This is a genomic window from Bradyrhizobium sp. 23AC (genome assembly GCF_054863025.1).
The window spans coordinates 178,329-199,304 of sequence record NZ_JAVAYN010000016.1 but is presented as its reverse complement, the minus strand read 5'-3'; the positions used below and the strand labels follow the sequence as shown (position 1 = coordinate 199,304).

At 64.6% G+C, this 20,976-nt stretch carries 20 protein-coding genes; 4 read left to right on the top strand and 16 right to left on the bottom strand.

Annotated features, from left to right (window positions below; genetic code table 11):
* The first annotated feature begins 260 nt into the window (after nucleotides 1–260).
* Nucleotides 261–2,447, top strand: coding sequence for a lytic transglycosylase domain-containing protein (locus RAD10_RS30195; RefSeq protein ID WP_461620347.1), 2,187 nt, complete (start codon nucleotides 261–263; stop codon nucleotides 2,445–2,447).
* 84 nt (nucleotides 2,448–2,531) lie between these two features.
* Here the strand turns inward: RAD10_RS30195 and RAD10_RS30190 are convergent, their stop codons facing one another.
* The 3 genes from RAD10_RS30190 to RAD10_RS30180 all read right to left on the bottom strand — a co-directional run bounded on the left by RAD10_RS30190 (nucleotide 2,532) and on the right by RAD10_RS30180 (nucleotide 3,480).
* Nucleotides 2,532–2,693, bottom strand: a complete 162-nt coding sequence (locus tag RAD10_RS30190) for a hypothetical protein (RefSeq protein ID WP_461620346.1) — start codon at nucleotides 2,691–2,693, stop codon at nucleotides 2,532–2,534.
* A 206-nt stretch (nucleotides 2,694–2,899) separates the two neighbouring features.
* On the bottom strand, nucleotides 2,900–3,088 hold the full coding sequence (locus RAD10_RS30185) for a hypothetical protein (RefSeq protein ID WP_165637762.1): 189 nt from the start codon (nucleotides 3,086–3,088) through the stop codon (nucleotides 2,900–2,902).
* A complete protein-coding gene (locus tag RAD10_RS30180) occupies nucleotides 3,085–3,480 on the bottom strand; it encodes a hypothetical protein (RefSeq protein WP_461620345.1) in 396 nt (131 codons plus the stop codon). Before RAD10_RS30180 ends, RAD10_RS30185 begins: the two co-directional genes overlap by 4 nt.
* A 711-nt stretch (nucleotides 3,481–4,191) precedes the next feature.
* Between RAD10_RS30180 and RAD10_RS30175 the strand changes: the two genes are divergently transcribed.
* The 3 genes from RAD10_RS30175 (at nucleotide 4,192) to RAD10_RS30165 (ending at nucleotide 7,751) form a co-directional block, all read left to right on the top strand.
* A complete protein-coding gene (locus RAD10_RS30175; protein ID WP_461620344.1) occupies nucleotides 4,192–6,615 on the top strand; it encodes a PAS domain S-box protein in 2,424 nt (807 codons plus the stop codon).
* Nucleotides 6,612–7,277, top strand: a complete 666-nt coding sequence (locus RAD10_RS30170; RefSeq protein ID WP_018320299.1) for a response regulator transcription factor — start codon at nucleotides 6,612–6,614, stop codon at nucleotides 7,275–7,277. Before RAD10_RS30175 ends, RAD10_RS30170 begins: the two co-directional genes overlap by 4 nt.
* Before the next feature lie 87 nt (nucleotides 7,278–7,364).
* Nucleotides 7,365–7,751, top strand: coding sequence for a response regulator transcription factor (locus RAD10_RS30165; RefSeq protein WP_091965724.1), 387 nt, complete (start codon nucleotides 7,365–7,367; stop codon nucleotides 7,749–7,751).
* Between the two features lie 63 nt (nucleotides 7,752–7,814).
* Here RAD10_RS30165 and RAD10_RS30160 read toward each other — a convergent pair whose 3' ends face one another.
* The 13 genes from RAD10_RS30160 to RAD10_RS30100 form a co-directional block, all read right to left on the bottom strand.
* Nucleotides 7,815–8,786 (bottom strand): tripartite tricarboxylate transporter substrate binding protein BugD, encoded by a 972-nt coding sequence (locus RAD10_RS30160; protein WP_091965725.1) that lies wholly within the window; start codon nucleotides 8,784–8,786, stop codon nucleotides 7,815–7,817.
* A gap of 87 nt (nucleotides 8,787–8,873) precedes the next feature.
* Nucleotides 8,874–10,115, bottom strand: coding sequence for a threonine synthase (locus RAD10_RS30155; protein WP_461620343.1), 1,242 nt, complete (start codon nucleotides 10,113–10,115; stop codon nucleotides 8,874–8,876).
* Between the two features lie 202 nt (nucleotides 10,116–10,317).
* Nucleotides 10,318–11,739, bottom strand: a complete 1,422-nt coding sequence (gene lpdA, locus RAD10_RS30150) for a dihydrolipoyl dehydrogenase (protein WP_461620342.1) — start codon at nucleotides 11,737–11,739, stop codon at nucleotides 10,318–10,320.
* A gap of 17 nt (nucleotides 11,740–11,756) precedes the next feature.
* The gene (locus tag RAD10_RS30145; RefSeq protein ID WP_018320294.1) at nucleotides 11,757–11,990 is read right to left on the bottom strand and encodes a hypothetical protein; all 234 of its coding nucleotides are present in this window, start codon (nucleotides 11,988–11,990) and stop codon (nucleotides 11,757–11,759) included.
* Nucleotides 11,991–12,012: 22 nt separating this feature from the next.
* A complete protein-coding gene (locus RAD10_RS30140; protein ID WP_461620341.1) occupies nucleotides 12,013–13,368 on the bottom strand; it encodes a pyruvate dehydrogenase complex dihydrolipoamide acetyltransferase in 1,356 nt (451 codons plus the stop codon).
* Between the two features lie 62 nt (nucleotides 13,369–13,430).
* Nucleotides 13,431–13,883 carry a nucleoside deaminase gene (locus RAD10_RS30135; RefSeq protein WP_461620340.1) on the bottom strand — a complete coding sequence of 151 codons (453 nt, stop codon included), beginning with the start codon at nucleotides 13,881–13,883 and terminating at the stop codon, nucleotides 13,431–13,433.
* Between the two features lie 2 nt (nucleotides 13,884–13,885).
* Nucleotides 13,886–14,188: a DUF5076 domain-containing protein gene (locus RAD10_RS30130; RefSeq protein ID WP_018320291.1), complete on the bottom strand. Its 303-nt coding sequence runs from the start codon at nucleotides 14,186–14,188 to the stop codon at nucleotides 13,886–13,888.
* A gap of 3 nt (nucleotides 14,189–14,191) precedes the next feature.
* Nucleotides 14,192–15,574: a pyruvate dehydrogenase complex E1 component subunit beta gene (locus RAD10_RS30125; protein WP_461620339.1), complete on the bottom strand. Its 1,383-nt coding sequence runs from the start codon at nucleotides 15,572–15,574 to the stop codon at nucleotides 14,192–14,194.
* Nucleotides 15,575–15,603: 29 nt separating this feature from the next.
* The gene (gene pdhA / locus RAD10_RS30120) at nucleotides 15,604–16,626 is read right to left on the bottom strand and encodes a pyruvate dehydrogenase (acetyl-transferring) E1 component subunit alpha (RefSeq protein WP_092256959.1); all 1,023 of its coding nucleotides are present in this window, start codon (nucleotides 16,624–16,626) and stop codon (nucleotides 15,604–15,606) included.
* Nucleotides 16,627–16,894: 268 nt separating this feature from the next.
* The gene (gene adh, locus RAD10_RS30115) at nucleotides 16,895–18,412 is read right to left on the bottom strand and encodes an aldehyde dehydrogenase (protein WP_461620338.1); all 1,518 of its coding nucleotides are present in this window, start codon (nucleotides 18,410–18,412) and stop codon (nucleotides 16,895–16,897) included.
* Nucleotides 18,413–18,692: 280 nt separating this feature from the next.
* On the bottom strand, nucleotides 18,693–19,652 hold the full coding sequence (locus RAD10_RS30110) for a helix-turn-helix domain-containing protein (protein ID WP_461620337.1): 960 nt from the start codon (nucleotides 19,650–19,652) through the stop codon (nucleotides 18,693–18,695).
* A gap of 216 nt (nucleotides 19,653–19,868) precedes the next feature.
* Nucleotides 19,869–20,186, bottom strand: a complete 318-nt coding sequence (locus RAD10_RS30105; RefSeq protein ID WP_018320286.1) for an FtsB family cell division protein — start codon at nucleotides 20,184–20,186, stop codon at nucleotides 19,869–19,871.
* A gap of 192 nt (nucleotides 20,187–20,378) precedes the next feature.
* Entirely contained in the window at nucleotides 20,379–20,930 is a 552-nt protein-coding gene (locus RAD10_RS30100; RefSeq protein ID WP_091965733.1) for an NADPH-dependent FMN reductase, read from the bottom strand.
* Between the last annotated feature and the right edge of the window lie 46 nt (nucleotides 20,931–20,976).

The window sequence follows — 20,976 nt, the reverse complement described above, 5'->3', positions numbered from 1 at the left end:
GGCTGCGGGAACACGAGCAATCTGGTTCCTCCTGGCGCCCTGAACCATGGCCGGCCGTCGCGCGAGCCTGGATCGTTAACAAAGATTAAAGGAACTGACCCCCAGCGGAAGTTCCGCATCCCATCCGTATTTTGCCGCATTGTTGCGACAGCGTGAGGAATGCGAAACGATGCCGTGGCATCGTTTTCGATGTCATTGATTCTCAAGCCGCATGTCGTCGCGGACCTTGGTTTGTAGTGGTTTCGCAGGGGGACCATGGGATGAACCAGTGCCTACGCTCGCTCGCGTGTCTCGTTGCCGTGGCCGCAATGGCCCTCCTTCCGACCGAGCTGGCGGCGAAAAGCAGCCACAAATCGTCCGTGCCGAAAAAATCGCATGAGGCGAAAGCCGGCAAGCAGCGTCATGCCGCGGCCAAGTCCCGTCACGGCAAGCATGCCGAGGCCAAGCGCAAGTCGAAGAAGACCGACGACGAGCCCTCGGACAAGCCGGCGCCGCCGCCGCTGACCGGCGACCTCGCCGCGCTGAAGGACGCGATCGACCTCGCGCGCAAGGGCAAGACGGATGATGCGAGCGCGGCGCGCGACCGCATCACTGATCCCGCCGGACAGAAGCTCGCCGACTGGTTCATGCTGCGCCATTCCGAGAGCACCGCCAATTTCAAGCGTTATGCCGCCTTCCTTGCCGCCAATCCGGGTTGGCCGAGCAGCGCCCTGCTCCGCCGCCGCGCCGAGGCGCGGCTGTGGCAGGAGAAGGCCGACGCGGCCACCGTGCACAAATTCACCATGGACCGCCCGACCAGCGCCAAGGGCAAGTTCGCCCTCGCCCGCGTGCTGCTCACTGAAGGCGACGCCGACAGGGCTGCTCGCCTCGTGCGCGAGGCCTGGCGCACCGACGAATTGTCCGAGCGGAGCGAGGAGGATTCCTACGAGGCGTTCCGCGATCTGCTTAACTCCGAGGATCATCGCGCCCGCATGGACAAGCGGCTCGGCGCCAAGGACTATGCCGGTGCGCGGCGCGCGGCAAAACGGCTCGGCGAGGATGCGCTGGCGATCGTCAAGGCCTGCGCCGCCGTCACCGGCAAGGCCAGCAAGGCCAACGATTATCTCGAGGACGTACCGACTGAAGCGCGCCGCGATCTCGGCTATGTGCTGTGCCGCGCCCAATGGCACCTCCAGAAGGACCGCATCGACGACGCCGCCGAGGTGATCCTGGCCGCCGCGCCCGACACCATGGCGGCCCAGGACACCGACGCCTGGTGGCGCGAGCGTCGCCTGCTCGCGCGCAAGCTGCTCGACCAGGGCAAGTTCAAAACGGCGTATGATGTGGTGCGCACGGCTGCGGTGCCCGAGAAGGAAGTCTACCGCGTCGACTATCATTTCATGTGCGGCTGGATCGCGCTGCGCTTCCTGGGCGATCCCCAGGCGGCGATGGTGCACTTCGCCGCCATCGACGCAGGCTCGGCCAATCCGATCGCGCTGTCGCGTGCCCATTACTGGCGCGGCCGTGCCGCCGAGGCGATGGGTGCGACAGCCGATGCGCGCATGAGCTACCGGGCTGCTGCGCGCTATCCGACCGCCTATTACGGCCAGCTTGCGCGCGCAAAGCTCGGCCTCGATCGCATCGAGCTGCGACCGCCCTCGCCCGTGCTGGCCGCGCTCGACACCCCGCCCGCAGACGAGCGCGTGCGCGCCGCCGACATGCTCTACGGCATCGGCGAGCGCGACACGGTGTTCTATTACGCCGAGGATTTCGCCAAGGAGAGCACCGACGTCGCGGCCCTCGAGGGCCTCGGCGAACTCGCCGGACAGCGCCGCGATGCGCGCGTGATGCTGGAGGTCGGCAAGTCGGCGCTGGCGCGCGGGCTCGCGCTCGACCATTACGCTTTTCCGACCATCGGCATCCCCGAGCACCAGCAGGTCGCGCCCGCGATCGAGACCAGCGTGATCTATTCGGTGGCGCGCACCGAAAGCTCGTTCGACCAGCGCGACAAGTCGCCGGCCAATGCGGTCGGGCTGATGCAGGTGACGCCTGAAGCCGGCCGCGACACCGCCAAGCGCTTCGGCCTGACCTACGACTGGGACAAGATGGTCTCCGATCCTGTTTACAACACGCAAATGGGCGCGGCCGAGCTCAGCGCGCTGCTGTCGGAATATCGCGGCAACCAGATCATGACCTTCGCCGGCTACAATGCCGGCCGCGGCCGCGTGCGCGAATGGGTGCAGGCGCGCGGCGACCCCAGGGATCCCAAGGTCGATCCGGTCGACTGGGTCGAGCGCATCCCGCTGTCGGAGACGCGCAACTACGTCCAGCGCGTGATGGAGAACGTGCTGGTGTACCGCGCCAGGTTCGACGGCAGCAGCATGGTCGCCGGCAAGTCCGACCAGCGCGTCACGACGCAAGAAGTGAGCGCGGCACCAACGGGATCGGCCGCAGCCCCCTCACCCTAGCCTCGCTACCGCCGGGGCTGGACGCGGCGCGGGCTGGACGCGGGACTGCGGCCGACCGCTCTCTGCGCGGCCTGCATCGTTCAGCTAGCCGTCACCTCCTTCCATGGTCAGAAGGTCGTACTCGCGCAGATATGCCTCGGCCAATGCGCGCGACAGCGCGCCCATCTGAATCATCCAGCCCCAGCTCGAGATCGCCGTCAGCATCGCGATCGCCTCGAACGGGATGCGGGGCCACAGCATGTCCATGGCCGTCTGCTGACGGTAGCAACCGTAGTCGCAATACCGCTCTTGCTTGGACACATGCCGGACGTAACTTGCACCCAGCGGCCGGGCGCATGCACTGCAGACGCCGCCGTGGCAGGGATGTTCCTGATTGACGAGCATGAATCTCAATGCCGTGTCCTCTCCTACCGAAGGCAGATCCGCCGAATGCGTTCTGCCAGCCTGACGGCTCAAGATGCCGCGCGCGTACGTCCCTCGATCAACGGCGCGGCCTCGTGATGAAGCGCGTAGCAGTCGTAGCCGCAGTAGCGCAGCAGCGTCCTGGCATCGCGCAGATAGCCACCATCGATCTCCTCGCAGCACCAAAGGCACGACGTCTTGCGGAACGGGGTTCTGCCGTTCACCAATATGAATCTCACGTGGCACCTCCCAACGCGAAACAGTAGACCAAGTCGACCAGAGAGGCGGACGGCGGTGGCGCGCAGATATGGTTGCGGCCGTCGGGATTGTCTCTGTTGCGCTCGACCTTCTGGGACGGGATCAGGATGTATTTGCCGTCTTCCCGGCGCCGCGCGTAGATCCTGCCGTCGACGTAGCGAATCTCGGTCGGGTAGCAATCGGCATTGTTGCAGCAGCTCAGAACCGGATTGTCCGGCATGTGCCAGCTCGAATAGAACTTCTCGTGCAGCAGTTGATCCTGGGGCGGATGGTGACGATGTGAACCATCTCGTCCGGCTTCGTCGGCCTCCACGCCCGTCACCAGCGGAAGCGGCAGCGCGATCGCCAACAGCAGCTTGCAGGTACGGTTCAACGCAGCCTCCCGACGAAGAAATTGCCTGAGGTGGCAGACGCGGCGGCTGGTCCTCAGGCCGCCTGATATCGGAACAACCAGCGGCGGTCGCGCTCGCGGCGCGCCCTGAACCGGTCGAGACATTTCCTCGAGCAGAGCGGCGTCCGCCAGGAATAGTATCGGATCAGGCCAAACTTCGCCGCGCAGACAGCACAGCCTTTGGTCTCAGGACGGCGCTCGGAGTACTCGGGGCTATCGCACATCATCCTCTCCTCTTGACCTCTTAGGGGTCCCGGCTTCCTTGTGCGCAAGCACGGGTCGCCACGGTCGTCACGGAAAATGCGGCTTCTCAATCGTGACCGCCAATTCATCCGGCAAGTCAGGGGGCGGATGCAGAGCCTGGCTCTTTGGGGGCAACTCCGCCGAGCCTTTCAGCAATTTGTGCTCCGCAATCGTCTCCTCTCGATTGGCTGCAAAACTAGGCCACCTGCAACGCATCGCTCAATTGTACGGAGGTAAATGCACGCTAGAACTAGGGTTGTGCGAGCTATACGTAGGTTTGGCCGTAGTTTTGCGGACCTCTGCCCGCCTGCGCAACGACACGGCGCAACGCGCGCAAGCTGCACGGCAACCGGGAGCTTTGCCGGGAATCCGACTTTGGTCGGGGGCAATTGCCCCTGTTCTGGCAAAGTGCTCTACTCGCCTCGACGCTAGCGCGCCGGGACGCTTGCGATGATGCCTGGCCAAATCACGAAAATCGGGACTTCGGCCGCACAATTCCTGCTCGGCGGCCTTGCGGCGCTTCGATCATTCGGCAACGGCGAGAAGGACCGGTCCGCGGTCGCTGACGCCTCGCGGCAGAACACCGATCTGCGTGACGCCATGAAGCAATGGCGCGAGGTGTTCGAGCACAATCCAGTCATGTACTTCATGGTCGATCCGTCCGGAACGGTGCTCAACGTGAATACGTTTGGCGCCGCACAACTGGGCTACACGACGGCCGAGCTGATCGGCCAATCCGTGCTCAACGTCTTCTTCGAGGAAGACCACGATTTCGTTCGTCAATGCGTCGCCTTGTGCCTCACGACCGTGGACCAGTCGCATACCTGGGAGATTCGCAAGTTCCGGAAGGATGGATCGGTGCTCTGGGTCCGCGAAAACGCCAAGGCGATGCTGCGCGGCGACGGCACGCCGATCCTGCTGGTCGCCTGCGAGAACATCACCCAGCGCAAGGAGACCGAGGATGCGCTGCGACAGAGCGAAGCCTACCTCGCCCAAGCACAGGAATTGAGCCACACCGGAAGCTTCGGCTTGAACCTCGCGACCGGCGAGGCGGTCTGGTCGAGGGAGACCTTCCGCATCTTCCAATGCGACCCCGCGACGAAGCCGAACCTGAGCTTCGCCTTTCAGCGCATCCATCCGGAAGATCGCGACACAGTCCGCGGCACCCTGGATCGGGCCTACCAGCTGGCCGAGGATTTCGACCACGAATACCGCCTGCTGATGCCCGACGGATCGATCAAATATCTTCATTCCGTGGCGCGCGCCGTGCGGCACCCATCCGGGCGTATCGAGTTCGTCGGAGCGGTGACCGATGTCACCATTGCGAAGGAAGCGGAACAGAGGCTGCGTCGCAGCGAAGCCTATTTGGCCGAAGCCCAACGCCTCAGCCATACGAGCAGCTGGGCCTGGGACGTTCATCGTCAGGAGTTCGCCTACCGGTCGACTGAACTGTACCGACTGTTCGGGTTTGAGCCGGACCAGACGGATCTCCCGGCCCGGGCTTTTCAGCAACGTATCCTGCCGGAGGACTTTCGGCGGATCGTCGAGGTGGAACGAGAAGCCGTCAGGCAAAAGCAGCCCTTCCAAATCGACTTCCGGATTGCGCGCCCCGACGGCTCGATCAGACGCGTCCACAGCGAGGGACATCCTGTGATCGGCCGCGACGGCGAGGTGATGGAAATCATCGGCACGCACGTCGACGTCACCGAGCAGTTCGCGGCAAAAGATGCGTTGCATAAGGCGTTCGACGAGCTCAAGACATCCGAACAGCGATTCCGCGACTATGCCGAAACCGCATCGGATTGGTTCTGGGAGACCGGGCCCGACCACCGCATTACCAGGATATCGGAGCATGCCGAGACCTCCAGCGCGGCGCCGACGGGCTTGATCGGCCTGACCCGCTGGGACATTCCGCCCGATGCCGAGTTCGAGCCGGAGAAATGGGAGCAGCATCGCGCGGCGCTCGATGCCCACGTTGCGTTCCGCGATCTGATCTATCGCAGCAAAGATGGCAACGGATCTCCAATCTACGTGCGAACCAGCGGCAAGCCGTTCCATGATGCGACAGGCAATTTTCTCGGCTATCGCGGCGTCAGCAGCGACGTCACGGCGGCGATCCGCGTCGAGCAGGCGGAAGAGGCGCTGCGCAAGGCGCAAGGCGAGCTCGCCCACGTCACCCGCGTCACGACGCTCGGCGAACTGACCACCTCGATCGCCCACGAAATCACACAGCCCCTTGCCGCGGTGATCTCCAATGCGGACGCTTGCATCGCTTGGCTTGACCGCGACCCCGCCGACCTGAAGGCCGCGCGCCGTTCCGCAGAATGGATTGTCGAGGACGCCAATCGGGCAAGCGAGGTGATCCGACGGATCAGGGCGCTTGCGAAAAAGACCGAGATCGAAATGGCTCCACTCGACATCAACCACGTCGTCAGGGAGGCAGTGGCGCTGGTTCGGCGCGAGCTGGCGATCCATGCGGTGTCGGTGCGAATGGAGTTGGCGTCCGACCTGCCCAGGATTTGCGGCGACCGGATCCAGCTTCAGCAGGTGCTGATCAACCTGGTGGTGAACGGCATCGATGCCATGCATGCCAATGTCGACCGCCCGCGCGAGCTGGCGATCCGCTCGAGCCGGACGGACGACGACCGCCTGCTCCTCACCGTGACGGACAGCGGTGTCGGCCTTGGCAAAGACGTCAAGGAACGCATCTTCACTCCCTTCTTCACGACCAAATCGGGCGGTCTGGGAATGGGACTCTCGATCTGCCGATCGATCATCGAGGCTCATGCGGGCCGGCTTTCGGCCATTCAAAATGAAGGGAGTGGTGCAACATTCCAGATCGCCCTGCCCTTGCCAAACAAGGACACGTCGTGACTGATCATGCCAAGCAGGCCCAGGCGAGCGCCGGTGATCCGATCGTCCTGATCGTCGATGATGATCCGTCGATGCGCCGTGCGCTCACCAATCTCTTTCAATCGGTCGGCCTCAAGGTCGAAGCCTTCAGTTCGGCGGCGGAAATCATGGAGGCGAAACCGCCTGCAGTCCCCAGTTGCCTCGTGCTCGACATCCGCCTGCCCGGCTTGAGTGGCCTCGACCTCCAGGCGGACCTCGCCAAAGCCAATATTCACACGCCCATTATCTTCATCACCGGTCACGGCGATATTCCCATGACCGTAAGAGCCATGAAAAGCGGTGCCGTCGATTTTCTGACCAAGCCGGTGCGCGACCAGGACATGCTGGATGCGGTGCAGGCGGCGATCGAACGCGATCGCAAGCGGCGCGATGCCGAGCAGTCGATCTCAGGCGTGAGATCCCGTTACGAGGGGCTGACGGCGCGCGAACGCGACGTCCTCGCCCTGGTTGCGTCCGGCCTGATGAACAAGCAGGTCGCCGCCGAGCTTGGATTGGCCGAAATCACCGTGAAGATCTATCGCGGCCAGATCATGCGGAAAATGGCGGCAAAGTCGTTGGCCGACCTCGTCAGAATGACCGACGCGCTCGGAATCCCGCGCAACAGGGGTCATCTGCAAACCTAAGTATGCTTTCCAATCTCGCTCCAGTGGCCCACCTTGCCTCGAGCGGCTGAATCGTGGCCGGCGGCTCCCCGTGCAGGAGCGATTAAATTGTCAGCGTCTTCGATCGTTTCCGTCATTGATGATGATGCCTCCGTTCGCCTTGCGACGAACAACCTCCTGACGTCGCGCGGGTACACGGTCTACACCTTTGGCTCGGCTCACGAATTTCTCCAATCCGCCGAACTGGAGACGACCTGCTGCGTGATCACGGACGTGCAGATGGCGGTCATGAGCGGCGTCGAGCTGCTGACGCATATGCGCGGCCTCGGGCGCATCACGCCCTTCATTTTCATGACGGCTTTTCCGGACGAGGCCGTACGCGAGCGGGCACTGAGGGCCGGCGCGATCTGCTTTCTCGCCAAGCCGTTTTCAACGCCGGCCCTGATCCAGTGCCTGGAGACCGCACTGTCGGACCCCGGCGACGCCACGATGTGATGCGACGGCGCCCCGTCCCGCCGGGTCCCCAGACCAGGACACGCCTGTGGCCATGCGTCGTGCTCAATCCACCTTGATGTTGGCCGCCTTGATCATTGGCCACCATTTGGCAATCTCGGCCTTCTGACGGGTGCCGAGCGCTTCGGGCGTGAGCTGGTCCTTCGGCGTCATCTCCAGCCCCTGGCTTTCGAGCTGCTTCTTCACCGCCGGATCGTTCAGCGCCTCCACCGCCGCAGCATTGAGTTTGGCAACGATCTCCTTTGGCGTGCCCTTCGGCACCCACATACCCGACCACAGCGTCATGTTGAAACCCTTCAAGCCCGCCTCCTCCGCGGTCGGAATCTCAGGCGCCGAGGACAGGCGCTTGCTGTCGGTGATGGCGTAGGCGCGGATGGTGCCGGCGCGGACCTGCGCGATGGAGTTGGAGGTCTGGTCGATGATGACGTCGATCTGGCCGGCGATGAGATCGTTCAGCGCGGGCGCGGTGCCGCGATACGGCACGTATTGCAGCTTGATGCCGGAGACGCTCTCGAAATAGACGCCGGCGATGTGGCTGCCGGAGCCGGCGCCGGCGGTGCCCGCTGTCGGCGGCGACGGCCGGGACTTCAGCCATTCGATCAGCTCTTTCAGCGAGGTCGCGGGCACCGCGTTCTTGCTGACGACGATCATCGGATTGCTCGGCAGTAGCACCACCGGCTCGAGGTCGGCAACGAGGTCGTATTTGAGCTTGTAGACGGCCCCGTTGGCGACGTGAGTGCCGAGATGGCCGAAGGAAATCGTGTAGCCGTCCGGCGGCGATTGCACGGCGCGGCCGACGCCGATCGACCCGCCCGCACCGGTGACGTTCTCGACCACGAGAGGCTGGCCGAGCGCAGTGCGCATCCGCTCGGCGAGCACACGCGCCATCGCATCCGACGGGCCGCCGGCCGAGAAGGGCACGATGATAGTGATGGGACGGGAGGGATAGTCATCGGCGCGCGCGGCGCCGGTCACAGCGAGAATAGCAAACAGCGCAGCCCAGACGGCTTTCGTCATTGTCTTCTCCCCAGCGATGTCGTTCTTGTTTTTGTCTCTTCCCGCGTACGGGAAGAGGGATCGTTCGTGAAGAGACGAAATGACGCGCTAGAACTGCGTGTAGTCGATCGGCTTGTGACGGTCGAGCGTGCGGGTGACCGGCGGCAGCGGATATTTCAGGCCGGTGGCGCAGTTGAACAGCATGACGCGGTCACCCTTCGAGACACGGCCGTCGGCGAGGCTGTCCTTGTAGGCGGCGTAGGTGGCGGCGCCCTCGGGGCAGAGCAAAAGCCCCTCCTCGCGCGCGACCTCGTTCAGCGCCGCCGAGATCTTGTCGTCGTCGACAGCAATCGCAAAGCCCTTGCTCTCGCGCACCGCGCGCAAGATCAGGAAGTCGCCGATCGCCTGCGGCACGCGGATGCCGGACGCGATGGTGTGGGCGTCCTCCCAGCGCGTCGCATGCTCGGTGCCGGCGTCATAAGCCCGCACCATCGGCGCGCAACCGGAGGCCTGCACCGCGACCATGCGCGGGCGCTTCGAACCGATGAAGCCGATCTTCTCGAGCTCGTCGAAGGCCTTCCACATGCCGATCAGGCCGGTGCCGCCGCCGGTCGGGTAGAAGATCACATCGGGCACGTCCCAACCGAGCTGCTCGGCGAGCTCGAGGCCCATCGTCTTCTTGCCTTCGATGCGGTACGGCTCCTTCAAGGTCGAGGTGTCGAACCAGCCGACCTTGGCCTTGCCCTCGCCGACGATCTTGCCGCAATCGTCGATATAGCCGTTGACCCGGTAGACGGTCGCGCCCTGCAGCTCGATCTCGCTGACATTCACCTCGGGCGTATCGGCCGGGCAGAAGATCGTGGTCTTGATGCCGCAGGACGTCGCATAGGCCGCGAGCGCCGCGCCGGCATTGCCATTGGTCGGCATCGCCATGTGCTTGATGCCGAGCGCCTTGCCCATCGACACCGCCATCACGAGACCGCGCGCCTTGAACGAGCCGGTCGGCAAACGGCCCTCGTCCTTGACGATGATCTCGCCGCCGCCGAGCTTGTTGCCGAGCTTGGGCAGTCGGATCAGGGGCGTGGTGACCTCGCCGAGCGAGACGATGTCCTTGCACTTGCGCACCGGCAGCAGCTCGCGGTAGCGCCACATGTCGCCGGGGCGTTGCGCGAGCGCGTCCTTGGTCAGCGCCTTCTTCACCCCGGCAAGGTCGTAGCGCACCAGCAGCGGCTTGCCGGCTTTCGAGAGGTTATGGACCTGATCGGCCGCGTAATGATCCCCTTCCATCGCGCATTCGAGATGGGTGACGAAGGTCGGGCGTTCGATGGTGAGGTTGTCGTTGTCGTGCATGGGTTCATTCCCTCTTCTTGTTTTCGTATTTCTCTATCAAACCCGTCACCCTGAGGCGCCGGAGCGAAGCGGAGGCCTCGAAGGGCGACGAGCCCGGCTGCTGCAGCTCGGCCGTTCATCCTTCGAGGCTCGGCCAGCTGTGCTATGCACCGCTGGCCTCGCACCTCAGGATGACGGGTCCCACAGCCCGCCGGCTCATCCATCAAATATTCAACACCCGCCCATACGCATCGAGCACGGCTTCCTTCATCATCTCCGACAGGGTCGGATGCGGGAAGACCGTGTGCATCAGCTCTTCTTCCGTCGTCTCCAGGTTCATGGCAACGACGTAGCCTTGGATCAGCTCGGTGACCTCGGCGCCGACCATGTGGGCCCCTAACAGCTGGCCGGTCTTCTTGTCGAAGATCACCTTGACCAGACCCTGGTCCTCGCCGAGCGCAATCGCCTTGCCGTTGCCGACGAAGGGGAAGCGGCCGACGCGGATCTCGCGGCCGCTCTCCTTGGCCTTGGCTTCAGTCAGGCCGACGGATGCGACTTGCGGATGGCAATAGGTGCAGCCCGGGATCATGTTCTTGTCCATCGGGTGCGGATGCAGGCCCTTGATCGCCTCAACGCAGATCACGCCCTCATGCTCGGCCTTGTGTGCAAGCATCGGGGGTCCCGCGACGTCGCCGATGGCGTAGATGCCGGGGACGTTGGTCTTGCCGTAGCCGTCGACCACGATGATGCCGCGGTCGGTCTTCACACCGGCTTTTTCCAGGCCGAGATTCTCGATATTGCCGACGACGCCGACCGCCGAGATCACGCGCTCGAACTCGGTGGTCACAGGCTTGCCCTTGCCGTCGTTGATGGTGGCGACGACGCTGTCGGCCTTCTTCTCGAGCTTGGTCACCTTGGTCGAGGACATGATCTTGAGGCCCTGCTTCTCCAGGCGCTTGCGCGCGAGGCCCGCGATCTCGGCGTCTTCGACGGGCAGGATCTGCGGCAGCACCTCGACCACCGTCACGTCCGAGCCCATGGTGTGGAAGAACGAGGCGAATTCGATGCCGATCGCGCCGGAGCCGACCACCAGCAGCGACTTCGGCATCCGCTCCGGAACCATGGCCTCGAAATAGGTCCAGACCAGCTTCTTGTCGGGCTCGAGCCCCGGCAGCACGCGCGGCCGCGCGCCGGTGGCGACAATGATGTGCTTGGCCTGATAGCTCCCCTCGCCCAGCGTGCCCTTCGGCGCCTCGACGTCGGACTTCTTCACGGTGACTTTGCCGGGCGCGTCGATCGAGGCCGCGCCCCAGATCACGCTGACCTTGTTCTTCTTCATCAGGAAGCCGACGCCATCGTTCAGCCGCTTGGAGACGCCGCGCGAGCGCTGCACCACGGCCTTCGGATCGAACGAGACCTTCTCCGCCGACAGGCCGTAATCCCCGGCGTGCTGCATGTAGTGATAGATCTCGGCGGAGCGCAGCAGCGCCTTGGTCGGGATGCAGCCCCAGTTCAGGCAGATGCCGCCGAGATACGACTTCTCGACGATCGCGACCTTGAAGCCGAGCTGAGCGGCGCGGATCGCGGTGACATAGCCGCCGGGACCGGAGCCGATGATGATGATATCGAAGGATGTGTCGGCCATGGCGGCTCCCGTTCAACTCAAGAGGCGCCGCGGGCGCGGCGCTTGACCAGAAAAGACCTCACCAGCCATTCGAGCATCAGCGCCAGGACCATGACGGCCAGAGCGATGAGCACGATGGGCTGGGCGATGTTCCGTGCCAGTTGCTCACCGGCAAAGAACGCAGAGTGCAGAAAATCGAGCCCGATCGGGTTGAGCGCGACGACGGCTCCGAGCAGCAGCGATATCCATGGCCAGCGGGTACGGACATGCAAAATTGCGCCCTCTGCCGCCGCGTCAGACCATCATCATCACAGGGTTTTCGATCAACTGCTTGAAGGCGCCGATCAGCTCGGCGCCGAGCGCACCGTCGATGGCGCGGTGATCGCAGGACAAGGTTACGCTCATCATGTGCGCGATCTCGATCTTGCCGCCGCGTACCACAGGGCGTTCCTCGCTGGTGCCGACCGCGAGGATGGTCGCATGCGGCGGGTTGATCACGGCGGTGAAGTGGCTGATGCCGTACATGCCGAGGTTGGAGACTGCGGTGGTGCCGCCCTGGTACTCCTCGGGCTTCAATTTTCGGGAACGGGCGCGCGCGGCGAAATCCTTCATCTCGTTGGAGATGGTCGAGAGCGTCTTGGTCTCGGCTTTCCGGATGATCGGCGTGATCAGGCCGCCGGGCATCGCCACGGCGACGCCGACGTCGGAATGGTGGTGCTTGACCATGCCGCTTTCGGTCCAGCTGACGTTGCAGTTCGGGATCTTCTGCAGCGCCACCGCCATCGCCTTGATGACGAAGTCGTTGACCGAGATCTTGTAGAGCGGCTTCTTCTCCTTGTCCTTCGGCGCGGCAGCGTTGATTTCCTCGCGGGCAGCGAGGAGCTTGCCGATGTCGCAGTCGATGGTCAGGTAGAAGTGCGGGACGTTCTGGATCGATGCAGTCAGGCGCTGCGCAATGGTACGGCGCATGCCGTCATGCGGGACGATGTCGTAGGAGCCGGGCTCGAACAGCGACAGGATCTGCTTGTCCGACATGGTGGGCGCGATCGAGGGCGCACCTGATGGTGCCGCGGCAGGCGCCTTGAGGCCCTTGCCCGACTTGGCCTGCTCGACGTCGCGCGCGACCACGCGGCCGTGCGGGCCGGTGCCTGTTACCATCGCCACGTCGATGCCGGCGTCCTTGGCGAGACGCCGCGCCAGCGGCGAGGAGAACACGCGACCACCTTGGCCGTTGCTTTGCGCGGCCGGAGTTGCGGCCTGCGGCGCAGGTGCAGCAGCCGGCGACGGCGCGGCTTTGGGCGCGGCAGGCGCAGCTGCGGGAGCCGGCGCCGCAGCAGGAGCCTCGGCAGCCTTCGGAGGTGCGGCCGAAGCGCTGGGCTTGGCGGCACCCGCCGCCTTCACGTCCTCGCCTTCGCCGGCGAGCACCGCGATCACGTCATTGACCGGGACGTCCTGCGTACCCTCGGGCACCAGGATCTTGGCGATCGTGCCCTCGTCGATCGCCTCGACCTCCATGGTCGCCTTGTCGGTCTCGATCTCGGCGATGACATCGCCGGATTTGACCTTGTCGCCTTCCTTCTTCAGCCACTTGGCGAGGTTGCCCTTCTCCATCGTCGGCGAGAGAGCGGGCATCAGGATGTTGATGGGCATGCTGACCTCAAGAAGAACTTTGCAAAATGTCGCCTCCGACAGCGGAGACGAACAGACCAGGTTTAGTTGCCGATGTCGCCCTGCCACAGGCGCTCATTGGCAGGGATGGAACGCCAATTCTTCATCATGCTGATGGAGCGGTCGTCGGCAAGATCGATCCAGGGGATGCCGAACTTGTCGAGGATGTCCTTGGATCCCTCGAAAGTGACGGATTCCCCGATCACCACGAGCTTGACCTTGAAGAGCCCCAGCGCGCCGGCGCACATCGAGCATGGCGACAGCGTGGTGTACATGACGGTGTCGTGGAACGAGATCGCGCCGGCTTCGCGCAGGCAGCTCATCTCGCCGTGCAGGATCGGATTGTTCTCCTGCACGCGGTTGTTGTGGCCGCGGGCGATGATTTTGTTGTCGCGCGTCAGCACGGCGCCGATCGGCAGGCCGCCCTGCGCGATCGAGGCCTCCGCCTCGCGGATCGCCTCCAGCATGAAATCGAAATGATGAGCTTCGATCGCCACGGTCAGTGTCCCTTGCCGCGCGGCGTCGTGGTACCGGTGTCGGTGGGACGCTCGATCTCGGCCTGGAACATCTCCAAGATCCGGTTCAGCGCGTCCTCTTCGGTATATTCGCTCTCGCGCGCATAGGCGCGCGCGGCGTGGCGGGCGAGATCGACGAGCAGCAAGCCCCACATGTCGGGCTCCTCGAAGGCGCGCTGGAACGCCATCGACAGCCCGCCGTCCAGCACGAACACGCGCAGGATCTCGACCGCGTCGTCGCGGGTCATGACGTCGGGCGGAAGTGGCTGCTCCTTCGGGCCCGCCATGATCTACCTGTAGCAGACGGCTTTGGCGGCCTCGACGACTTCTGCCGCCGACGGCAGCGCGAGCTTCTCCAGGTTCGCTGCATAGGGCATCGGCACGTCCTTGCCGGAGACGCGCGCGACAGGCGCGTCCAGATAGTCGAAGGCGTTCTCCATGATGCGCGCGGCAATCTCGGCGCCGACGCCGCTCTGGGCCCAGCCCTCTTCCACCGTGACGGCACGGCCAGTCTTCTTCACCGAGTTGATGATGGTCTCGGTGTCCATGGGACGCAGCGTGCGCAGGTCGATCACCTCGGCCTCGATGCCCTCCTTGGCGAGCTCGTCGGCGGCCTTCAGCGCATAGGTCATGCCGTTCGACCAGGAGATGATCGAGACATGGCTGCCGGTGCGCACGATGCGGGCCTTGCCGATCGGGATCACGAAGTCGTCGAGCTTCGGCACCTCGCCGGTGTGGCCGTAGAGCACCTCGTTCTCGAGGAAGATCACCGGATTGGGATCGCGGATCGCAGCCTTCAGAAGACCCTTGTAATCGGCGGCCGAGAACGGCGCGACGACCTTCAGGCCCGGGACGTTCGAGTACCAGGCCGAATAATCCTGGCTGTGCTGGGCGGCGACGCGCGCAGCCGCGCCGTTGGGTCCGCGGAACACGATCGAGCAGCCCATCTGGCCGCCGGACATATAGAGCGTCTTGGCCGCGGAGTTGATGATCTGGTCGATCGCCTGCATGGCGAAGTTGAAGGTCATGAACTCGACGATGGGCTTGAGGCCCGTCATCGCGGCACCGACGCCGACACCGGCAAAGCCGTGCTCGGTGATCGGGGTGTCGATGACGCGCTTGGCGCCAAACTCCTGGAGCAGGCCCTGCGTGACCTTGTAGGCGCCCTGATATTCGGCGACCTCTTCGCCCATCACGAAGACGTCGGCGTCGCGGCGCATCTCTTCGGCCATGGCATCGCGCAAGGCTTCGCGGATGGTCTGCGTGATCATCTCGGTGCCGGCGGGCACTTCGGGATCAGGCTCGGCGACAGCCTGCGGCGCCGGCGTAGCCTTGGGCGCGGGCGCCTCAGCCTTTGCGGCGGCAGGCGGTGCGGATTCGGCAGCCTTCTGCGCGGGTGCCGGCGTCTTGGCCAAATCAGCCGCGCTCTCGCCGTCGGCGAGAATGGTCGCGATCGGCGTGTTCACCGCGACGTCGGCGGTCCCCTCGGGGATCAGGATCTTGCCGAGCGTCCCCTCGTCGGTCGCTTCGACCTCCATGGTCGCCTTATCGGTCTCGATCTCGGCGATGACATCGCCGGACTTGATCGTCTCGCCCTCTTTCTTCAGCCATTTGGCGAGGTTGCCCTTCTCCATCGTGGGCGACAACGCGGGCATCAGCACTTGAATTGGCATAGCGACTCCAAAAGAAAGCTTGCGCGCGTTCAGCGGTAAACGTCGGTCCAGAGCTCGGCGGCATCCGGCTCGGGATCATGTTGGGCGAAATCGGCGGACGCGTTGACGATGTCGCGCACCTCGGCGTCGATCGCCTTGAGATCGGCCTCGCTGACCTTGGCGGCCAGGAGGCGGTTGCGCACCTGCTCGATCGGGTCCTGGTCATGGCGGACCTTCTCGACCTCCTCGCGCGTGCGATATTTTGCAGGGTCGGACATCGAGTGGCCGCGATAGCGGTAGGTCTGCATCTCCAGGATGAAGGGACCCTTGCCGGCGCGGCACCAGGCGGCGGCTTCGTCGCCGGCGGCCTTGACGGCGCGGACGTCCATGCCGTCGACCTGCTTGCCGGGAATGTTGAAGGACGCGCCGCGCTTGGAGAAATCCTGCTGCGCCGAGGCGCGCGAGACCGAGGTGCCCATGGCGTAGCGGTTGTTCTCGATGACGAAGATCACCGGCAGCTTCCAGAGCTCCGCCATGTTGAAGCTCTCATAGACCTGGCCCTGATTGGCCGCACCGTCGCCGAAATAGGTGACGCTGACATTGTCGTTGCCGCGATAGTGGTTGGCGAAGGCCAGACCCGTGCCGAGCGAGACCTGGGCGCCGACGATGCCGTGGCCGCCGTAAAAGTGCTTCTCCTTGCTGAACATGTGCATGGAGCCGCCCTTGCCCTTGGAATAGCCGCCGCGGCGGCCCGTGAGCTCGGCCATGACGCCGTTGGCATCCATTCCGGTGGCAAGCATGTGGCCGTGATCGCGATAGCCGGTAATGACCTGATCGCCCTGCTTCAGGGCCATCTGCATGCCGACCACCACGGCCTCCTGGCCGATATAGAGGTGGCAGAACCCGCCGATCGCGCCCATGCCGTAGAGCTGGCCGGCCTTTTCCTCGAACCGCCGGATCAGGAGCATGTCGCGGAGCGCCTTGAGCTCCTGCTCCTTCGTGAATTCCGGGGGCGAACCGCCGTCGGTCTTGTCCTGTGGAGTGCTTGCGGCGGCTTTCTTGGGTGCGGCCATGGGAATTCCGGGTCAGAGAAAACTTTCGTCCTCTCTAACCCAACTCAAACGCCCTTGGAAAGCACCGCAGCGGCATGGCCCGACTTTCATTATGCCGCAGTGCAACGTGGCCGAAATATTGGAAAATCTTTGGCGCTGATCGGGCAACAAATCTATGGGCGCCACGTGCGCGTGCAGATTCGTGGCCGGATCAAGAACTATGGACCATGCCGATCCGGGCCTTCGGAGCGGACGGCGCCAAGATGGCGCCGCCCTCTCCGCACCTCGATCAGAAGAAGCCGAGCTTCTTCGGGCTGTAGCTGACCAGGAGATTCTTGGTCTGCTGATAATGATCGAGCATCATCTTGTGGGTCTCGCGACCGACGCCCGACTGCTTGTAGCCGCCGAACGCCGCATGGGCGGGATAGGCGTGGTAGCAGTTGGTCCAGACCCGGCCGGCCTGGATGGCCCGGCCGAAGCGGTAGCAACGGTTGGCATCGCGGCTCCAGACGCCGGCCCCGAGGCCGTAGAGGGTGTCGTTGGCGATCTCGAGCGCCTCGTCGTCGTTCCTGAAGGTCGTGACCGAGACCACGGGGCCAAAGATCTCCTCCTGGAAGATCCGCATCTTGTTGTGGCCCTCGAACACGGTCGGCTTGACGTAGAAGCCGCCGGCGAGATCGCCGCCGAGCTCGGCACGTCCGCCGCCGGCGAGCACCTTGGCCCCCTCCTGCTTGCCGATGTCGATGTAGGACAGGATTTTTGCGAGCTGCTCGCCGGATGCCTGCGCGCCGATCATGGTGGCGGCATCGCGCGGGTCGCCCTGCTTGATCGCCGCGACGCGCTTCAGCGCCCGCTCCATGAAGCGGTCATAGATGTCGGCGTGGACCAGCGCGCGGCTCGGACAGGTGCAGACCTCGCCCTGGTTCAGCGCGAACATGACGAAGCCCTCGATCGCCTTGTCGAAGTAATCGTCGTCCTCGGCGGTAACGTCGTTGAAGAAGATGTTCGGCGACTTGCCACCGAGCTCCAGCGTGACCGGAATGAGGTTCTGGCTGGCATATTGCATGATCAGCCGGCCCGTCGAGGTCTCGCCGGTGAAGGCGATCTTGGCGATCCGCGGGCTGGAGGCCAGCGGCTTGCCGGCTTCCAGACCAAAGCCGTTGACGATGTTGAGGACGCCGGGCGGCAGCAGGTCGCCGATGATCTCGGCCCAGACCATGATCGAGGCCGGGGTCTGCTCGGCGGGCTTGAGCACGACACAATTGCCGGCGGCGAGCGCGGGGGCGAGCTTCCAGCAGGCCATCAGCAGCGGGAAGTTCCAGGGGATGATTTGGCCGACCACGCCGAGCGGCTCGTGGAAATGATAGGCGATGGTGTCGTGGTCGATCTCGCCGATCGAACCCTCCTGGGCGCGCACCACGCCGGCGAAGTAGCGGAAGTGATCGATCGCGAGCGGGATATCGGCGGCGCGGGTCTCGCGGATCGGCTTGCCGTTGTCCCAGGTCTCGGCAATGGCGAGACGCTCGAGATTTTCTTCCATGCGGTCGGCGATCCGGTTCAGGACCGCGGCGCGCTCGGCGACGCTGGTACGGCCCCAGGCACCCTTGGCGGCATGCGCAGCGTCGAGGGCCAGCTCGACGTCCTGCGCGTCCGAGCGCGCGATCTTGCAGACGATCTGGCCGTTCACCGGCGAGGCGTTGTCGAAATATTTGCCGGAGATCGGCGCGACGAACTTGCCGCCGATGAAGTTGTCATAGCGTTCGGCAAAGGGAACTTTGGTGACGCTGAGGAATTCCACCTTGTTCATTGATCACTCCCGATGTTTGCTGTTTGCGCAATTCGTCGCGTGGTCGCGACTTGCGCCGACGATGTCGCGAGAGGTGTTTTCTGTCAGCCCCGATGCGAGCGATGGCGGCGCCGACCTGTCGCAGTTCTGCGACAGTCGTGTGCGAGGTCGGTGCGAGACGAAGCGCTCGCGGCCTCCACATCGTCATTGCGAGCGCAGCGAGGCAATCCAGAGTCCCTCCGCGGAAAGATTCTGGATTGCTTCGCTGCGCTCGCAATGACAGCTGAGGAAATAGCGAAGCTCAGTGGTTCAGTTCGAACCGCTTGAGCTTTCTGTGCAGCGTGGCGCGGCTGACGCCGAGGGCCTTGGCGGCCGCCGAGACATTGCCGCCGGCGCGGAGCAGCGCGCGCTGCACCACCGCGCGCTGCCCGCCGGCAAGATGATCGCGCGCGGGTTCGCCACCGAGCAGGTCGGTTGCGGGCACCGGCTGCAATGCCCGGCCCGGGGCAATTCCCAGCGCCGCCCGGGCGGAACGGGTTGCGCCGATCACGAGATCGTCCGCATCGACCGCAATGAGGCCGCCGCACTGGCCGTCCGCAGCTTGCGTCAAGACGATGCGGGCATGGCTGAACGCCCTGCGGAACAGATCGGCCTCGATACGCTTGGCCGCCTCGCCCGTCGCAAGCGCGATCAGGCTGGAAAACGCGTCGGTGCGGTCGGCGCGGCAGGAGGAGACGTCGAGCACGCCCGCGAGTGACGCCTCATGGTCGTAGATCGGAACGGCGGTGCAGCTCAGAAGCGTATTGCGGGTGAAGAAATGCTGGTCGCGGTCGATCGTCAGCGGACGCTGCTCGACGAGGCAGGTGCCGATGCCGTTGGTGCCCTCGTGCTCCTCGCTCCAGAGCGCACCGGTCCACAGGCCCCAGGATTGAAACGTCGCATCGTCCGCCGCCGTGCCGCGACGATCGACCGGCACGCCCTCGCCGTCGGCGAGCAGCACGCAGCAGCCGCTTGCGCCGACGGCCTGATAGAGCCGGTCCATCGCGCCTTGCGCCGCGGCCAGCAGCGGCGCGATGCGCTCGCGCGCCTCGTGCAGCTCGGTTTCGGTCAGCCGCATCGGCGAGGTGCGGCCGCCGGGATCGAGATGATGCAATCTGGACGAACGGCGCCACGAGGCCACAAGCGCGGATCGTGCCGCCTGGCCTGACGCGATGGCGGCCTCGACACGGGCCGCGTGATGCCGGGACATTGACCCATTCATCACTGTTTCCTCCGGATGACAGACTAGAACGTGCCGGCGCCACCCGGTTGATCTGCGTCAACTTCGGAAGAGCGCCACAGAAGGCATGAGCCCGCCGCGGCGCCGCCGTCAAGGCGGCCGCCCGGTTCCGGACTTACGACCTTCGCAGGAGGAAAGGCACTGTGGTCGGATTTCGGCAGCGGCTTTCGCTGCCGGTTTCGAAAGCTGCGGAAAGCGCTAGTGCGCCGGGATCATCCGAACGAGATCGCGCGGATTGACGTAGTCGAGCTGGAAGCGCGCCCGCTCGTCCAGCATGTCGGGGTCGATCCGCTCGGACCGCAGCAGCGACACCCGCTGCTCGCTCCTGGCGCGCTCACGCTTGAGTTGGGCCAGCTCGCTGGTCAGCGCAATGATCTCCTGGTCGAGTTCCTGGCGGGCGTTGAGGCCGTATTTGCCGGTATAGGCGTTGACGCCGAAATAGCCGACGATGGCGGCCGCCATCGCGTAGAGGGCAAGTCCGGTCAGGATCGATTTCAGGCGCGCGCGGGAGACCATCTTGGGAAGATGAGACAGGTTGGTTAAGGGAGTGCTAATTGCCCCTGCCGCCAGTCGTCATGCCCGGGCTTTGTCCCGCCTACGCGGCCGAAGCCGCTTCGGCGCGGCGAAGGCCCGGGCATCCACGTTCTTGGTATCCACAAAGACGCGGATGGCCGGGACGAGCCCGGCCATGACGGAGCGTGTTTCGCCTCAGCCGTGGTGCTTCCCCACGTGGGCGGCGAAGGCGTCGATATAGGCCTGGAGCACGGGCTTCAGCGAGTCCTTGGTGAGGTTACCTTCGGCGTCGAAGGCATCGCCGACCGCGTTCAGATAGATCTCCGGCTGCTGCATGATCGGGCCCGCAATGCCCGGCAGGATGTTCTGAAGCGTCTTTGCGGCGCTGACACCGCCGAGCGGACCAGGCGAATTCGAGACGATGCCGACCGGCTTGCCGTTGAACGAGCTCTTGCCGTAGGGCCGCGAGGCAACATCGATGGCATTCTTCAGCACGCCCGGGATCGCGCGATTGTATTCGGGGGTGACGAAGATCACGCCGTCCGACTTCTGGAGCTTGTCTCGGAAGGCCAGCCAGTCCGCGGGCGGCGCGCCCTCGAGGTCCTGGTTGAAGAACGAGATGCCGGCCGGCGTGACGACCTCGAGCTTGAGCGTATCAGGCGCAAGCTTGGCCAGTGCATTGGCGATCTTCAGCGAGAAGCTGTCCTTGCGCAGGCTGCCGGCGATCGTGACGATGTTGTAGGCCATGAGGTGTCCTTGAGGGCTTGAGCTGGAGTGCCGGGCGGCACTTAAG

What these genes read in the sequence shown, in the direction of transcription:
- RAD10_RS30110 (WP_461620337.1), bottom strand. Translation starts at nt 19,652, where the DNA reads ATGAATGGGTCAATGTCCCGGCATCACGCGGCCCGTGTCGAGGCCGCC.
- RAD10_RS30125 (WP_461620339.1), bottom strand. Translation starts at nt 15,574, where the DNA reads ATGCCAATTCAAGTGCTGATGCCCGCGTTGTCGCCCACGATGGAGAAG.
- RAD10_RS30155 (WP_461620343.1), bottom strand. Translation starts at nt 10,115, where the DNA reads ATGCACGACAACGACAACCTCACCATCGAACGCCCGACCTTCGTCACC.
- RAD10_RS30195 (WP_461620347.1), top strand. Translation starts at nt 261, where the DNA reads ATGAACCAGTGCCTACGCTCGCTCGCGTGTCTCGTTGCCGTGGCCGCA.
- pdhA (WP_092256959.1), bottom strand. Translation starts at nt 16,626, where the DNA reads ATGGCCGCACCCAAGAAAGCCGCCGCAAGCACTCCACAGGACAAGACC.
- RAD10_RS30140 (WP_461620341.1), bottom strand. Translation starts at nt 13,368, where the DNA reads ATGCCCATCAACATCCTGATGCCCGCTCTCTCGCCGACGATGGAGAAG.
- RAD10_RS30175 (WP_461620344.1), top strand. Translation starts at nt 4,192, where the DNA reads ATGATGCCTGGCCAAATCACGAAAATCGGGACTTCGGCCGCACAATTC.
- RAD10_RS30105 (WP_018320286.1), bottom strand. Translation starts at nt 20,186, where the DNA reads ATGGTCTCCCGCGCGCGCCTGAAATCGATCCTGACCGGACTTGCCCTC.
- RAD10_RS30100 (WP_091965733.1), bottom strand. Translation starts at nt 20,930, where the DNA reads ATGGCCTACAACATCGTCACGATCGCCGGCAGCCTGCGCAAGGACAGC.
- RAD10_RS30190 (WP_461620346.1), bottom strand. Translation starts at nt 2,693, where the DNA reads ATGGACATGCTGTGGCCCCGCATCCCGTTCGAGGCGATCGCGATGCTG.
- RAD10_RS30160 (WP_091965725.1), bottom strand. Translation starts at nt 8,786, where the DNA reads ATGACGAAAGCCGTCTGGGCTGCGCTGTTTGCTATTCTCGCTGTGACC.
- adh (WP_461620338.1), bottom strand. Translation starts at nt 18,412, where the DNA reads ATGAACAAGGTGGAATTCCTCAGCGTCACCAAAGTTCCCTTTGCCGAA.
- RAD10_RS30130 (WP_018320291.1), bottom strand. Translation starts at nt 14,188, where the DNA reads ATGGCGGGCCCGAAGGAGCAGCCACTTCCGCCCGACGTCATGACCCGC.
- lpdA (WP_461620342.1), bottom strand. Translation starts at nt 11,739, where the DNA reads ATGGCCGACACATCCTTCGATATCATCATCATCGGCTCCGGTCCCGGC.